The organism is Pseudoalteromonas sp. MB47, assembly GCF_011319765.1.
Taxonomy (GTDB): Bacteria; Pseudomonadota; Gammaproteobacteria; order Enterobacterales; family Alteromonadaceae; genus Pseudoalteromonas; species Pseudoalteromonas simplex.
The window spans coordinates 489,288-504,987 of record NZ_VFBD01000031.1; the positions used below are offsets into that span (position 1 = coordinate 489,288).

At 41.3% G+C, this 15,700-nt stretch carries 13 protein-coding genes; 8 read left to right on the forward strand and 5 right to left on the reverse strand.

The genetic code is table 11. The features are described from left to right. Window positions 1-58: 58 nt before the first annotated feature. From IMPJCBKJ_RS20475 to IMPJCBKJ_RS20900, 5 genes are all read left to right on the forward strand, one after another. Window positions 59-1,741 carry a chloride channel protein gene (locus IMPJCBKJ_RS20475; protein ID WP_138601775.1) on the forward strand — a complete coding sequence of 561 codons (1,683 nt, stop codon included), beginning with the start codon at window positions 59-61 and terminating at the stop codon, window positions 1,739-1,741. Between the two features lie 20 nt (window positions 1,742-1,761). After that, on the forward strand, window positions 1,762-2,196 hold the full coding sequence (locus tag IMPJCBKJ_RS20480; RefSeq protein ID WP_054554266.1) for a CopD family protein: 435 nt from the start codon (window positions 1,762-1,764) through the stop codon (window positions 2,194-2,196). 104 nt (window positions 2,197-2,300) lie between these two features. After that, window positions 2,301-3,317: an aspartate carbamoyltransferase gene (locus tag IMPJCBKJ_RS20485; protein ID WP_054554265.1), complete on the forward strand. Its 1,017-nt coding sequence runs from the start codon at window positions 2,301-2,303 to the stop codon at window positions 3,315-3,317. A gap of 72 nt (window positions 3,318-3,389) precedes the next feature. After that, window positions 3,390-4,670, forward strand: a complete 1,281-nt coding sequence (hemL, locus tag IMPJCBKJ_RS20490) for a glutamate-1-semialdehyde 2,1-aminomutase (RefSeq protein WP_166341845.1) — start codon at window positions 3,390-3,392, stop codon at window positions 4,668-4,670. Window positions 4,671-4,788: 118 nt separating this feature from the next. Then, on the forward strand, window positions 4,789-6,627 hold the full coding sequence (locus tag IMPJCBKJ_RS20900) for a methyl-accepting chemotaxis protein (RefSeq protein WP_166341847.1): 1,839 nt from the start codon (window positions 4,789-4,791) through the stop codon (window positions 6,625-6,627). On the opposite strand, the gene mrcB is transcribed toward IMPJCBKJ_RS20900, so the two are convergent. The 5 genes from mrcB to IMPJCBKJ_RS20520 all read right to left on the reverse strand — a co-directional run bounded on the left by mrcB (window position 6,611) and on the right by IMPJCBKJ_RS20520 (window position 12,337). After that, the gene (gene mrcB, locus IMPJCBKJ_RS20500) at window positions 6,611-8,935 is read right to left on the reverse strand and encodes a penicillin-binding protein 1B (RefSeq protein WP_166341849.1); all 2,325 of its coding nucleotides are present in this window, start codon (window positions 8,933-8,935) and stop codon (window positions 6,611-6,613) included. The two genes, IMPJCBKJ_RS20900 and mrcB, sit on opposite strands and share 17 nt — an antisense overlap. Window positions 8,936-9,026: 91 nt before the next feature. Then, window positions 9,027-9,188, reverse strand: a complete 162-nt coding sequence (locus IMPJCBKJ_RS20505) for a YqaE/Pmp3 family membrane protein (RefSeq protein WP_082401591.1) — start codon at window positions 9,186-9,188, stop codon at window positions 9,027-9,029. A 160-nt stretch (window positions 9,189-9,348) separates the two neighbouring features. Beyond that, window positions 9,349-10,578, reverse strand: a complete 1,230-nt coding sequence (locus tag IMPJCBKJ_RS20510) for an ammonium transporter (RefSeq protein WP_054554261.1) — start codon at window positions 10,576-10,578, stop codon at window positions 9,349-9,351. A gap of 9 nt (window positions 10,579-10,587) precedes the next feature. After that, window positions 10,588-10,926, reverse strand: coding sequence for a P-II family nitrogen regulator (locus tag IMPJCBKJ_RS20515; protein ID WP_054554260.1), 339 nt, complete (start codon window positions 10,924-10,926; stop codon window positions 10,588-10,590). A 181-nt stretch (window positions 10,927-11,107) separates the two neighbouring features. Continuing rightward, entirely contained in the window at window positions 11,108-12,337 is a 1,230-nt protein-coding gene (locus tag IMPJCBKJ_RS20520; protein WP_166341859.1) for a diguanylate cyclase, read from the reverse strand. Between the two features lie 500 nt (window positions 12,338-12,837). Here IMPJCBKJ_RS20520 and IMPJCBKJ_RS20525 point away from each other — a divergent pair, with 500 nt between their 5' ends. From IMPJCBKJ_RS20525 to IMPJCBKJ_RS20535, 3 genes are all read left to right on the forward strand, one after another. Beyond that, a complete protein-coding gene (locus IMPJCBKJ_RS20525; RefSeq protein ID WP_054554258.1) occupies window positions 12,838-14,355 on the forward strand; it encodes a carboxypeptidase in 1,518 nt (505 codons plus the stop codon). 118 nt (window positions 14,356-14,473) lie between these two features. Continuing rightward, the gene (locus IMPJCBKJ_RS20530) at window positions 14,474-15,040 is read left to right on the forward strand and encodes a hypothetical protein (RefSeq protein WP_054554257.1); all 567 of its coding nucleotides are present in this window, start codon (window positions 14,474-14,476) and stop codon (window positions 15,038-15,040) included. 25 nt (window positions 15,041-15,065) lie between these two features. Continuing rightward, entirely contained in the window at window positions 15,066-15,662 is a 597-nt protein-coding gene (locus tag IMPJCBKJ_RS20535; RefSeq protein WP_054562325.1) for a 5-formyltetrahydrofolate cyclo-ligase, read from the forward strand. Window positions 15,663-15,700: the final 38 nt, after the last annotated feature.

Genomic DNA, 15,700 nt, shown 5'->3' on the forward strand with positions numbered 1-15,700 from the left:
CGACTTAGTGAGTTTGATTTGGTAAACTGCGGCTCAAAAGTGCTGTGAGGAAATATGCGTGTGGCTTGAGAGACTAAGACGTCGACTAGCAAAGCCTAAAACATCTGTGCAATTGTGCTTACTTGGTGTGAGTGCAGGGTTAATTGCGGCAGTGCTGATCATATTCTTTCGCCTTACGATCATGTTTTTCCAGAGCTTATTCTTAGAAAAGCCTGATGACTTTTCTACGCTTCCTACTCTTGAACGTGTTTTATTACCAGTCGGCGCAGCCTTATTAATTGCCCTTTTTGCAGCTTCAACTGGATTTAAACATTATCGACTTGGTATTCCATTTGTCATTCATCGAATAAAAAAATACTACGGTCATATGCCACTCTATAACACGGTTAACCAATTTGTTGGTGGTGCTTTAGCCTTGATCAGTGGTTTTTCGGTGGGCCGAGAAGGCCCGTCGGTACATATGGGTGCAACAGGTGCCAGTTTACTGGCCGATAAACTACACCTTCCACACAATGCAATGCGTACCCTCACCGGTTGTGGCGTTGCAGCCGGAATTGCAGCCTCATTTAACACCCCACTTGCAGCCGTTATCTTTGTTATGGAGGTGGTGCTTAGGGAATATAAAGTGCATATTTTTGTGCCCATTATGCTCGCTGCGGTTACTGGTGCTTTAGCCACTCAGTTTGTATTTGGTGATGCTTCAGAGCTTGCGCTTATCACCATGAACCCATTGAGTGGCTGGCATTACCCATTTTTAATCATATTTGGTATGGCACTAGGGGCTGTTGCCTATGCATTTAACCAAAACTTGATGCTTATAATCCGCACTTTTAAACCGCTTAGCATGTTTCCTCGCCTATTACTGGCAGGGTTAATTGCAGGGTTAATTGCTTATATGGTTCCTCATGCAATGGGTTCAGGTATGAGCGCCATCACTATTGCTATTGAATCACCAGATGATGTGCAGTTTTTAACAACCATCTTGATTGCCAAATTACTCGCCACCTTATTTGCCATTGGTTTGGGTATTCCGGGTGGGATCATCGGCCCTGTTATTGGGCTTGGGGTATTAATGGGCACCTTAATGGCCTTCTTTGCGCAGTTTATTAGCCCAGGAGTAGATATCACGGGTACCTACAGCATGCTTGGCATGGCTGGGTTATTGGCCGCTACATTACACGCACCACTTGCTGCACTCACTACGGTTATGGAGTTAACCTCAAGCCCCGAGATTATTGTGCCAGCCATGTTGGTGATCTCAACGGCTTATGTCACAGCATTACAGTTTTTTGGTAACCGCTCTATTTTTATGCAGCAACTTGACTTCCAAGGGCTTGAGTATCAAATATCGCCTGCCACAGAAGCATTACAAAAAGTAGGCGTGATGGATGAAATGGATGAGCAGTTCAAACTGCTTTACAGTGACGACAAACAACAAATTAAAGAATCGCTCGATGCCCTTGATAGCCAAACCCCGCTGATTGTTCATGATGAAGAGAATGGCTATCGTCTTGCTGAATATGATTTAAGTTTGATGTCTGACCAAGAAAGTAACATCAAATATGTCAGCCTTGCCGGCCTTAGTAGCCAAGCAACATTAGCCGATGCTTTTGACTTACTAAAAGATAAACGCAGCGGTGCGGTGTATATTTACAACCTACTTGATAACCAACAGATTATGGGCCTTTTGCGTTGGGACCAAATCAGACATATTCTTACCATACGCAATAGTTTGTTATAACAATTAAAATGGATGCTTAAATGACTGCGCTATTAGTTTATAAAACCTTCCACGTATTTTTTATGATTGCTTGGTTTGCCGGTATTTTTTACCTGCCACGTCTTTTTGTTTACCACGCAATGAGTGAAGAAAAAGCCTGTAACTCAATGCTGAAAGTAATGGAACGCCGCTTACTGTTTTTTGTGACGCCGTTTGCCGTTTTAACATTGGTATTTGGCTTACTGACCATTTTTGAATATGGTCGTGATTGGTTTAGATACAGCATGTGGCTGCACTACAAACTGGTGTTAGTAATTATCCTTTATATTTATCATGGCTATTGCTTTAAATTACTGGCTGACTTTAAGCATGATCGCAATACTCGTAGCGATCGCTTTTACCGTATTTTTAATGAAGTTCCGGTACTCATCCTTTTAGCTATAGTGGCACTGGCAATTATTAAACCTAACTTATAATTTGCTGCTGTGAACGTTAAAAATTTGCTATAGTACTGCGCAAATTTATGCGGCCTCCCATACCGAGTGCCAGCGCTCTATAAATATGATTAGGAACAAACCCCATGCTAAGTTTCCAAGGTGAAAATATCCTGTCGGTCAATCAGCTTGATCGAGATTGTATTGAACGTATTTTTGCAGTTGCTAAGAAAATGGAGCCTTATGCTAAAAAGCAAAAGCGCACCAATGTTTTAGAGGGCGCAATTTTAGCGAACTTGTTCTTTGAACCAAGCACGCGTACTCGCGTAAGTTTTGGTACAGCATTTAACTTACTAGGTGGTTTGGTTCGTGAAACAACAGGTATGCAAAGCTCGGCGCTTGCAAAAGGTGAATCTTTGTATGATACCGCTCGCGTTATCTCAGCGTATGCAGATGCAGTCGCAATGCGCCACCCTGACGCAGGATCTGTTGCTGAGTTTGCCACTGGGTGTGACGTGCCAGTGATTAATGGCGGTGACGGCCCAAATGAGCACCCAACACAAGCCCTACTGGACTTACTAACAATTGAGCGTGAACTAGGTCGCTTCAACCAAAGCATCGACGGTATGCACATTGCCCTAGTAGGTGATTTAAAATATGGCCGTACTGTGCACTCTTTATCTAAATTACTTTGTCATTATAAAGACGTTAAGTTCTCTATGGTGGCACCTGATGGCTTACAAATGCCAGACTACATTTTAGATGCTGTAGATAACGCAGGTCATAAAATTCAAGTAGTCGATAAGATGGAAGGCAACTTGGCGGCCGATATTGTGTATCAAACCCGTATCCAAGAAGAACGCTTCCCTTCACAAGAAGAAGCTAACAAATACCGTGGTGGTTTCCGTATCAGCCAAGCAATTTACAACGCACACTGTAAGCCAAACTCAGTATTGATGCACCCACTCCCTCGTGACAGCCGTTTAGAGGCAAACGAGCTAGATAACGATTTAAATAGCAACGACAACCTAGCAATTTTCCGCCAAGTGCAAAATGGCGTGTTAATTCGCATGGCGTTGTTTGCTCTAACCTTAGATGTTGCCGACAAAGTTGAGCAATATGAAGTCGACGTGCCTTGGTTTAGCCGTAAACGTAATAGCTAACTTGCTTCGTTTTGGGCTCTTTGAGCCCTCGCAAACCAACTCATTTAACGTGACAACCCAATAGGACTATTCATGACAATTAGCCAAGATCTTTTTAATCGCGCGCAAGAATCAATCCCAGGCGGTGTTAACTCACCAGTTCGTGCCTTCAATGGCGTTGGCGGTACTCCTTTATTCATCACTAAAGCTGAAGGCCCTTTTACCTTTGATGCTGATGGTAACCGTTATATCGATTACGTTGGTTCATGGGGACCCATGATCATGGGCCATAACCACCCAGCTATTAAGCAAGCGGTATTAGAAGCCGTAGAAAATGGCTTAAGCTATGGTGCGCCAACCGAAACTGAAATCTTAATGGCCGAAAAAGTAAAAGAGCTAGTACCATCAATCGAAAAAGTACGTATGGTAAGCTCAGGTACTGAGGCAACAATGAGTGCAATTCGCTTAGCACGTGGTTTCACTGGCCGTGACAAAATCTTAAAGTTTGAAGGCTGTTACCACGGTCATGCAGACTCACTACTAGTAAAAGCAGGCTCAGGCGCACTGACTATGGGTGTACCAAACTCACCAGGTATTCCTGAAGACTTTGCTAAGCACACATTAACTGTGTCGTTTAATAACCTTGATGAAGTAAAAGCAATTTTCGCAAAATATGCTGACGAAATTGCTTGTATCATCGTTGAGCCAGTTGCTGGCAACATGAACTGTATTCCACCTGTACCAGGCTTCTTAGAAGGTCTGCGTGAGGTGTGTGATGAATACAAATCTGTGCTTATTTTTGATGAAGTAATGACAGGTTTCCGTGTTGCTTTAGGTGGCGCACAAGCTTACTACAACATCAAACCAGACCTAACCTGTTTAGGTAAAGTGATCGGTGGCGGTATGCCTGTGGGTGCATTTGGCGGTAAGAAAGAAATCATGGATTACATCGCACCTGTTGGTCCAGTTTATCAAGCGGGCACATTATCAGGTAACCCAATTGCCATGGCTGCCGGTTTAAAATCTTTAGAACTTTTAAGTGCTGACGGCCTGCACGACGAGCTTGAAGCAAAGAGCAAAGCAATTTGTGAAGGCTTTGAAGCCGCTGCGAAAAAAGCAGGTATTGCACTTACAACAAACTACGCAGGTGGTATGTACGGTTTCTTCTTTACTGATAAAGAAAAAGTAACTAGCTACCAACAAGCGACTGAGTGTGATTTAGAACGCTTCAAAAAGTTCTTCCACTTAATGCTAGAAGAAGGTGTTTATCTCGCTCCTTCGGCGTTTGAAGCAGGCTTTGTGTGCGCTGAACACTCTGAAAAAGAGATCAACGACACCATTGCAGCCGCAGAGCGCGCATTCGCGAAGCTGTAAAAAGCTATTATTTTGAAAAAGCCCTCACATGAAAGTGTGAGGGCTTTTTTTATTTGAATGAAAATATCTTATTTTTCGGTCTATTCTTTTTATACTAGTATTGTTTAGCGAGAAAACTGTGAATAGACTCATAACACCTGCTGTTAATTTAATGGCACAACTTAAGTACAAACATAAAATTACTTTATTGTTTAGTTTATTAGTTTTTCCTCTGTGTCTGAGCTTATTTTTTCTAATAAGTCTGTTAAATGAAAATATCCAAGTTTCAAAACAACAATACAAAGGCATCAGTAGTTACCGCTTGCTGTTATCGTATCTTGTCGATAACAAGCAACAAGCCATGCTGAATTCCGCCCAAACTTTAGGTTATGCTCACAATGCATCGAGTGAAGAAAACATACTTGAAACAGTATCAATTGAGTCGCAATTAGCTGTTAGTCAAAACCTCACTATTAATTACTTAAATCGTACTTTAGTCACCCATTTGCCTAACTTGATTTACCATCTTAATAGCACCTACCAAAGTGCTGAAAAAGTATTAAATCAAGGTAAGTTTACGCCAGAAAGCTTTATTGCTTTATCAAACCAAATTAAAGCGATGCCCCAGTTATCTGGGCAATTTAAAGATGCGTTATCCATTGCCTTCCAACAAGACAATAAAATAAAAGAGCAACTATCTCCTAGTGCTGAAACATTACTAGAAAACATATCTCAGTTTTCGCAACAAGTTAACCAAAGGCTGTTGGAGCCTGATACGATAGAATTAAGCAAAGCACAATTTTTGAGCCTTAAAGCGAATTTAAACCAAAGTATAGATGAGTACATTGCTGACACTGAGCCTGCCCTTACGAGTATCATTAGTTATAAGCTAAACAATGAACAATTCATTTTGTACCTTGTTATCGCTGCTGCTCTATTATCTTTAATAATAGCCAGTTACTTGATGCTTGGATTTTATCGCTTAGTAGTTGATACCCTAAAGCTTTTTTCAGAAACCGCTAACAGTGCCGCGCAAGGTAATATCTCTGCGCGTTTAAAGTTAACAGGTAAAGATGAGTTAACCTCAATAGGAAAAGAGTTTAATCATGTATTGGCATCATTTTCTTTGATGGTAAATGAAGTCAAGCACACTACGAACAGTGTCATAACAACCACAGATACAGTGACGAGTCACTCTGAAAAAACCAGTCAAGATGTACAAGTTCAGCAACAAAGTGTGTCAACTATTAGCCAAGCTTTATCAGAAATGAGCCAAGCTGCCGAACATGTCGAGGTGTCTGCCTCTCAAGCCGTTGATTTAGCTTCATCTGCAGCCAAAAAAGTACAAAAAGGTGCTGATGAAAGCGCACATTTAGCCACGCACATGAGTCATTTACAACAAGAGTTCAACGAGGGTCTTGCTGCCTTAGAGTTACTTGCTAAAGACAGCCAAGCGATTAGTAGCGTGAGTAATGGTATAAATGAAATTGCCGAGCAAACCAACCTACTAGCTTTGAATGCTGCGATAGAAGCAGCTAGAGCTGGTGAACAAGGCCGAGGCTTTGCGGTTGTTGCAGATGAAGTAAGAACCCTTGCAAAACGCACTCAACAACAAACTCATGAGATCCACCAAATTATTAATTCACTTCAATCCGCAACAAAGCTAACACAAGATAAAATGCAAGCAAGCGTAGAGAAGATGGAACAAGGTTCACAAAGTGCAGAGCACACTAAAAATAATTTATTAGCTGTCGCAGCATCAATGTCTGATATTGGCATGCAAGGAAAGCAAATAGCAGTTCAAGTCAATCAGCAAGGCACTGCAATTCAAAACGCTTTACACCACGCTGAAGATGTCAGTGAACTTGCCAGAGACACAGAGAAAAGCGCACTTATGGCAATGAATAGCGTACAAAATTTAGCTCAACTCTGTGTTGAGCTAAATGATTCAATGGCCAAGTTTAGCGCTGACAATTAGGTCTAGGCTCAAACTCGCTTGCACGTATGGGTAGCTGCACCACTTTGCCGCAACCCGGAGGCGCTTGCAGACCAGTTTCTTCATTAATAAAGGCCCAACGGATTGATGCAGGACGAGTATCCGCTATGGCTTCAGGGTTGAGTGGTTTAAGGTAGCGAATGTAGGTCTCTAGTGCGCCAACACTGCCTGTCAGACCCGTGCTCTTGTTATCGTCGCGACCAATCCATGCAACGGTCACGGTGTTTTGATCAAAACCAGCAAACCAGCTATCGCGTAAATCATTACTAGTGCCTGTTTTACCAGCAAGCTGAATTGATGGGAAATGTGCATTTAGGCGTTTAGCCGTGCCATCTTTAGTCACGCGCTTCATTGCATATTTCGTCATGTAGATTGATGCGTCATCAAAGCGTTTTTGTGAGCTGACATCATGCTTGTAAAGCACTTTACCTACTGAGTCTGTAAGGGCTGAGATAGACGTTAATTCACGGTACTGACCATCAGCAGCAAGCGTTGTATAAAGCTGCGCCACTTCAAAACTAGAAAGCTCAAGTGCACCTAAAAGTAACGACGGATATTGATCAATACGCCCTTCTACACCTAAACGCTTCAAGGTATCAGCGACTTTATCTACACCGACATCAAGACCCGTGTTAACGGCGGGAATGTTTATACTGTTACTAAATGCTTTATAAAGAGGCATAGGGCCGCGGAACTGCTTGTCGAAGTTCTCAGGTTGCCACACTTTACCCTGCTCATTAGTCACTTGCAGCGGTGAGTCATCCACCAACGTGGCAACATTAAACTGACCACTTTCAAATGCCGATAAATAAACTGCTGGCTTAACTAATGAGCCAATATTACGTTTGGTATCAAGCACACGGTTAAAACCAAAATAACGTACGTCACGGCCTGCAACTAGCGCCGACACTCCACCTTTTTCGACATTAACAGAAATCATCGCTGCCTCAAGCTCTTCTGTTTTAGGGCGTCTTTCTAGATAAGGTAGACTTGCCTCAACAGACTCTTCCATGGCCGTTTGCTTTTGTAAGTCAAAATAAGTGAATACACGCACCCCAGCATCTAACACCTGCTGATCAGGTAGCAGGCGCTTTAATTCTCGGTTAACTAATTCTAAGTAACCCGGATACGACTTTTGCAAGCTGTCTTTCATTGGTGCAATATCAATAGGGCGCTTTAATGCTGCGCGGTACTCACGGGTATCAATTAGCTTGTTTTCAACCATTAAGCGCAGCACTAAATCACGGCGCTCCATTGCGCGCTCACTATAACGGCGCGGATTATAGTACGATGGCCCTTTTACCATAGCGACTAATAGCGCGATTTGGTCGTATTCAAGCTCATCCACAGGCTTTGAAAAATAAAACTCAGCGGCAAGGCCCATACCATGCACGCCTTGATTGTAAGACTGACCCAAATACACTTCATTCAGATAGGCTTCTAAAATTTCATCTTTGCTGTAGCGGTAATCTAATATCAAGGCAATAAGCGCTTCATTAAACTTACGCACCAGTGAACGCTCACGGGTAAGGTATATATTCTTTGCTAATTGCTGGGTTAAAGTACTGCCCCCTTGCACTGTACGTCCGGCTTTAATATTGCTGTATAAAGCGCGCATAATTGACCACACAGATACACCATGGTGTTGATAGAAATTGCGATCTTCAACCACCAGCAAGGTATCTTTTAGCATCGGCGGAAATTTATCAAGCGGTACAAACTCGCGGTCTTGTTTTGAATCATTACCAATGCGAGCTATTTGAACCGGCTCTAATCGAGCATTGTTTAAACGGCGGCCAAACTTATCTTTGATAGTTGCTAATTTCTGCCCTGAAAAACGCAGCTCAATAACGTGTGCATCTTCAAGGCCATCATAAAACTCAAACTCGCGACGGTACACTTTAATACTGTTTGCTGATTTAACATACTGACCTGTACGGCTTAGTTTATTCACAGATGAGTAATTTAAACGGTTTAACTCCCAAATAACCTCTTGCTGAGACAAATACTGCCCGGGATAAAAGCTCATTGCGCGGGCATATACTTGTGCAGGTAACTGCCATTTATTGCCTTCAAATTGGCGAGTGATTTTTGCATCTAAATAAATTAGATACAGCACCATGGCAACTATTACTGCGAGTGAAAGCTTCCAAAAAATTGACCAAAGTTTTCTCAATAAACTTGTTTTAGCAGGCACTTGAGGTGTGCGTGAGCGCTTAGCAGTAGTTTTTTTTGATGCCGCTTTAGGTTTGCTAGACGACTTTTTTGCAGGAGTTTTTTTATCAGCCATTGAGTTCGCTATTGGTCAGTTAATTTTACAGGATTAAGCCCTAAACAGCGCAATATTAACACCTGTAAAATTAACAGTCACTTAAACTCGACTAGCGTGTACACAACCAAAGAGAGTGGATCACTGCAGGTATAAAAAAGATAAAGCATAAAATAATGTTAATTACTAAGTCTTTACCAGCACCCGCTTTCAAAAATACCGCTACAGGCGGTAAAAACAGCGAAATAATTATAAGCAAGAGTTTGTTATCCATCGTTTTTCCTTATTGATTCAGAATTAAAAGCATAGTCAAAAAACGACTATTTCGCCTATCAGAAAAGACTTATTTAAACGCAAAAAAGCCCTACCTAAGTAGAGCTTCGATTTGAACACACAATGATATTTTTATGTGCGTGCTATTGCACGCACTAAGATTAGTTACTGCGAACTGAAACAAACTCAGGGTAAGCATCAATACCACAGTCATGTTGATCCATACCGTTTAGTTCTTCTTCTTCGGTAACACGGATACCCATGGTATTTTTCAGGATTGCCCATACGATTGATGACGCGATGAATACAAATCCTAAGATACATACTAAGCCAATTAATTGATTAACAAAGGTTGCATCAGAGTTTGAAAGTGGCACTAGCATAATACCTAATGCACCACACACACCGTGTACAGAGATAGCACCTACAGGGTCATCGATTTTCGCTTTATCAAGTGCAACGATGCTAAATACAACCAGTGAGCCACCTAATAGACCAAGTAAACAAGCAAGTAATGGTGTTGGTGATGCTGGCTCAGCAGTAATCGTTACCAGACCTGCTAATGCACCATTTAGAACCATTGTTAAGTCAGCTTTACCCCATAACACTTTACATACAAATAGTGCTGCGATTGCGCCACACGCTGCTGCTGCGTTAGTGTTTAAAAAGATTTTGCCAACTGCTGTTGCGTTTTCAGCATCAGAAACAAGTAGTTGCGAACCACCGTTGAAACCGAACCAACCCATCCAAAGAATTAATGTACCCAATGTTGCTAACGGTAAATTAGAACCAGGAATTGGGTAGATTTCACCATTTTTACCGTACTTACCTTTACGAGCACCTAAGAAAAGCACACCTGCTAGCGCTGCCGCAGCACCTGCACCGTGAACGATTGCAGAACCAGCGAAGTCAACAAAGCCCATTTCTGATAAAAAGCCCGCGCCCCAAGTCCAGTAACCTTCGATTGGGTAGATGAAACCGGTTAAAATAACAGTAAAAATTAAGAATGCCCATAACTTCATACGCTCTGCAACCGCACCAGATACGATTGACATAGCTGTTGCTACAAACACAACTTGGAAGAAGAAATCAGACTCTAAAGAGTGATCAGCATCAGCAGCTTGCGTGCCGATTAATGCGCCAAATGAAGGGATGAAACCACCTTCTGCGTTATCAACATACATGATGTTGTAACCCACTAATAAAAACATAGTGCAAGCAATAGAAAATAGTGCAACATTTTTAGTTAGAATTTCTGTTGTATTTTTTGCACGAACTAAACCTGCTTCAAGCATAGCGAAACCAGCCGCCATCCACATTACTAAAACACCCGACATCAAAAAGTAAAAAGTGTCGAGTGAGAACTTCAACTCTACGATAGTGTTTTCCATAATTCCCCCTTAAATTGCTTCTTCATCAAGTTCGCCCGTACGGATACGAACGATTTGGTCTAAGTCGTAAACAAAAATTTTGCCGTCACCAATTTTGCCTGTTGAAGCAATTTTTGTGATGGTTTCAACAACGCGTTGACAATTTTCGCTACGAGTTGCAATTTCAAGTTTGATCTTTGGAATAAAATCGACTTGGTATTCAGCTCCACGATATAGCTCAGTATGACCACGTTGACGGCCAAAGCCTTTAACGTCGACAACTGTCATCCCCTCAATGCCTAAATCAGCCAATGCTTCACGCACATCATCAAGTTTGAATGGCTTTATTATTGCACTAATCATTTTCATAGTGGCCCCCTTCGGACGCTTATTGTTATCCTGTTGACTTATACAATCCAACCTTTATGCCACTATTTTTTATTTAATCCTTTCAATAAGTTAAAAACAAAACTGCGTTTTTGAACAAAAAAAATGCACCCTAATGGTGCATTTTTTTAACAATTAACCTGCGCTGGTGCAATTAACACAACTATAGTTGAACTAAGCAATTTCGCGATTGCTGCTTGGCTTGATAAAGGGCTTTATCTGCGGTGCGCATTGCAGCTGTGAGGGATACTTTATGGAATTTTGTTATACCAATACTCATCGTTAGTGAGTAAGGTTCACCATTAATTGAAAAGGCGTGCTCAGCTAACTGTTCACGAAACGTATTTAGCTTAGGCTGAGCCTTCTCGAGATCCATATTGTTTAATACTACAGCGAACTCTTCACCACCAATACGAGCAACTGTAAAATCATCAAACTTTCTTTTCAAAAATGAAGCTACTTGCTTTAATGCCTGATCACCCGCCTCGTGACCAAACTGATCATTGATATTCTTAAAAAAGTCGATATCAAGCAGGGCAAGCACGTTATCTTGCTCTACATTTTTTAATACTCTTTCAGCATATTGATAAAAATAACGTCGATTATACAAACCAGTTAGATGATCGCGGTATGCACTTTCTTTTATATCGGCTATTAATGACAACTGCTCCATAGTTTGCATCACACGGCAATGAAACTCTTCGTTCATAAATGGCTTAGTTAAAAAGTCATTAGCTCCATATTTTATGAACCGCGCAGATAAACCATGCTTACCCGCACCTGATAGGCCAATTATTGCTAGGTCATCGCGGCCACGAAAGTTACGTACCGCTTTAACAAGCTCAAAGCCGTCCATTGTTGGCATCGCATAATCCGTTAGCAATAACTTAATTTCTGGGTCGTCTTTAAGCATTTGTAGTGCTTGCTCACCATCTTGCGCATCACTTACTTTGAAAAGCTGCTTTTCAAGCATTTGCTTCATCAAAGTACGACTTAACACCGAATCATCAGCCACTAACGCTTTACAACCATGATTTCTAAGCAATTGCGCAACAAGTTTAATCGCGTAGTGATATGAATCACGGTTGTCTTTAACTACGTAATCAACCACACCTAGTTCTAACATTTGCTGACGAATGTATTCATCAATTTTAGATGTTAGCACCACGGTAGGAATATCTTTTGAGAGGGTATATCTGGCCACTTCGCCGTTCATCGCATCAGGTAATGTTAAATCAACCAAAGCTAATGTGTAGTCATGCTTAGCGATATAGTTTACGCCCTCTTTTAAGGACCACGCAAAGTCAACAGCTACATCAAGGTAGTGAGCTGCTAAATGCCGTAACACTTGCTGTACTACTTTACTGTCTTCTACAACTAACACTCTTTGCATTGCAACTTCTCTTTCTTAAGCTCGTGTATATACCCAAACCACCTCAAGGTGCGAGTTTCAGTTGGAATTAAAAGCGATTTAGGCAAGGCATTGATTGCAAGTAATAGTGGTTCTATTGTTAAAATCAATAACGCAGTATAAATCGCTTTTAAACCAACCCGTTGGGCGTTTCACAGGCACTTACTCTCATCGTTGTTACTTTTTAAAAGGGACTGCCATTGTTGCAAAGTAACGCCTTGATATTAAGCACCTGTGAAACGCTGAATTCTGCATCTTGAGGTGGTTTGGGTATACCATTTATAAACTTGCTCAATATACGCCATTTTTTAATCTAGCTAAATATTTAACCAAGCTATCTTTACTAAAAAGTGCACTTTTTTGTAACTCACCCTGCATTTCTTCTTTTATTTAACAGCTAATATTGGTGACTAGTCTCATTAGTTTGTCATCGAGTTGGCTTTACTTTTTAATAGCTGCAATTCGAATAATAAGGAATCAACATGAAACTTGTTAGTTTTATTGGCTTGTCAGTGACAGCATTAACACTGGCCTTCAGTACTCCAAGCTTTGCTGATAATGGACGTCGTATTGACGTTGACAGTAAAGTGGTGACAGAACACAAAGCCCGCATTAATGGTGAGCGCTTTTCATATACCGCAACCACAGGCACACAACCAGTTTGGAATGAGCAAGGCGATGCGGTTGCAACGCTACAATATACTTATTATACCCGCGACAAAGTAGACGATAGAACAAAACGCCCATTAGTCTTTTCGTTCAATGGTGGCCCAGGTTCTGCGTCAGTATGGATGCACCTTGCCTATACTGGACCGCGTGTATTAAAAATTGATGACGAAGGCTACCCTGTTCAACCTTATGGCGTAAAAGATAATCCTTACTCAATTTTAGACGTGGCTGATATTGTTTATATCAACCCTGTTAACACCGGTTATTCACGTGTTCTTGAAAACGAAAAAGGTGAGCTACCAAGTAAATCAGATCAACAAAAAATGTTCTTTGGTGTTAACGCTGACATCAAATACTTAGCAGAGTGGCTAAATACCTTTGTTTCTCGCAACGAGCGCTGGCGCTCTCCTAAATTTTTAATTGGTGAGAGCTATGGTACGACTCGTGTATCTGGCCTTGCTCACGAATTACAAAATCGCCAATGGATGTACATCAACGGTGTTATTTTAGTATCACCAACTGAGATTGGTATTAAGCGCGAAGGCCCTGTAGAAGCTGCTAACCGCCTACCTTACTTTGCTGCAACCGCTTGGTACCACAAAGCACTTAGCGCAGACTTACAAGCAAAAGACTTAGACGAGTTACTCCCTGAAGTTGAACAATTCACCGTGAATAAGTTCTTACCTGCAATTGCTAAAGGTGGTTTCTTACCTGCTGATGAAAAGCGTGCCATTATCAAGCAAGCGGCAAAATACGCAGGTTTATCTGAAAAGTTTGTTGAGCAAAATAACCTTGATATCCCAAATAACTTCTTCTGGAAAGAGCTATTGCGCGAGCGCGGCCAAACTGTAGGCCGTTTAGATTCTCGCTATTTAGGTATCGACAAACGTGATGCAGGTGAGTCACCTGATTACTGGGCTGAGCTTACTTCATGGTTACACTCATTCACGCCTGCAATTAACTATTACCTACGTGAAGAGCTTAACTACAAAACCGATATCAAATATAACCTATTTGGTAATGTGCACCCTTGGGACCGCTCAGGTAACAACACAGGTGAAAACTTACGTTTAGCAATGGCACAAAACCCATACTTAAACGTGATGATTCAATCTGGCTACTACGACGGTGCAACAAACTACTTTGATGCTAAATACACAATGTGGCAGTTAGATCCAAGCGGCAAAATGAAAGAGCGCTTAAGCTTTAAAGGCTACCGTAGTGGTCACATGATGTATTTACGTCATGCTGATTTAGAGTCATCAAATAACGACTTACGTGATTTCATCCTTAAATCACTACCAGCCGAAGGCAAAGCAGCAAAATACTAAACAGCGTATTTGCAAATCCATAATAGAAAAAGCCCGTTTTATACGGGCTTTTGTTTTTCCACTAATCTTTTTGGGTATATACTCAAGTCATTGATTTAAGGATTTGGATAATCAGCAAATGGCAGAAAAATTTCGCGTAATGTTTGCAGGGCTTGAAGCCGGTGTCGACCAAGCACAAGCAACAGAACAATTAGCTGCAAAACTAAAAACAACAACAGACAAAGTTGCAACCCTGTTTGAGCATAAGCCATTATTTGCACCAAGCGAGCAAGATAAAGCACTAAAACAAGCAAAATTACTCGCAAGTGTTGGCATTAAAGCCAAGCTCCAACCGATAAACCAAGCAGCCACCAGCAACCAATCAAGCAATACAGATGCACAGACCAAAGAGCGTGAAGAACGTATTTTTGATGCCCTCGATTACATCACCAGTAGCCTTATTCGCCTAGAAGAAAAACTTGATGACTTAGAGCAACGCTTACCTGAGCTTGAAAATAACAGCGTTGCTGATAGCGACGATAGCTGGCAAGAAGATGACTTGCTACTTGAAGACGAATTAACAGAGCCCGTTAAAAAACGCTCAAACACCCTACTCTATTCGCTTATTGCCATGGTCATAGTGTTATTGATCATTTTGGGTGTAGTGGAGCTTTTTCCTGAACTTTTCTCCTTTTTAGAAAGTTAACACTAAAGTTAACACTAATATTGACATGAGCAACACACGAGCAGAAATCAGACAATCTATTCGAAAAAAGCGCAATTCACTGACTGTTGAACAACAAAAAAATGCAGCCATTGCGCTAAAAGTGAATTTTACTCAACACTTAAAATCACTAAAAACACCTAAAAATGCCCATATTGGCATTTATTTTAGCAATGATGGCGAATTAGATACTTCATTGTTAATTAAAGAATTATGGATGCAAGAGCAGCATTTATATCTGCCTATCATCCACCCCTTCAATGGCACAACTTTATACTTTCAGAGGTATGAAGAAAATTCACCCATGACTGCAAACCGCTATGGTATCTTGGAGCCCAAGTTAAATTGCAGTCAAATATGTCCTTTAGACAAGCTTGATATTTTACTTATGCCATTAGTGGCATTTGATGATCAAGGTAACCGTTTAGGAATGGGCGGTGGGTTTTATGACAAAACGTTGGCTCGGTATTACCAAGAAAACTGGCAAAAACCGATTTTGATAGGCCTTGCCCATCAATGTCAGCATGTTTCAGCATTGCCAATTGAGTCGTGGGATGTACCGTTAAAACACATTATAACCCCAGAGAAAATCTACCAATGGTAAGCAAACTGTTTGTATACTATAGGCCCTCTCTGACAGCT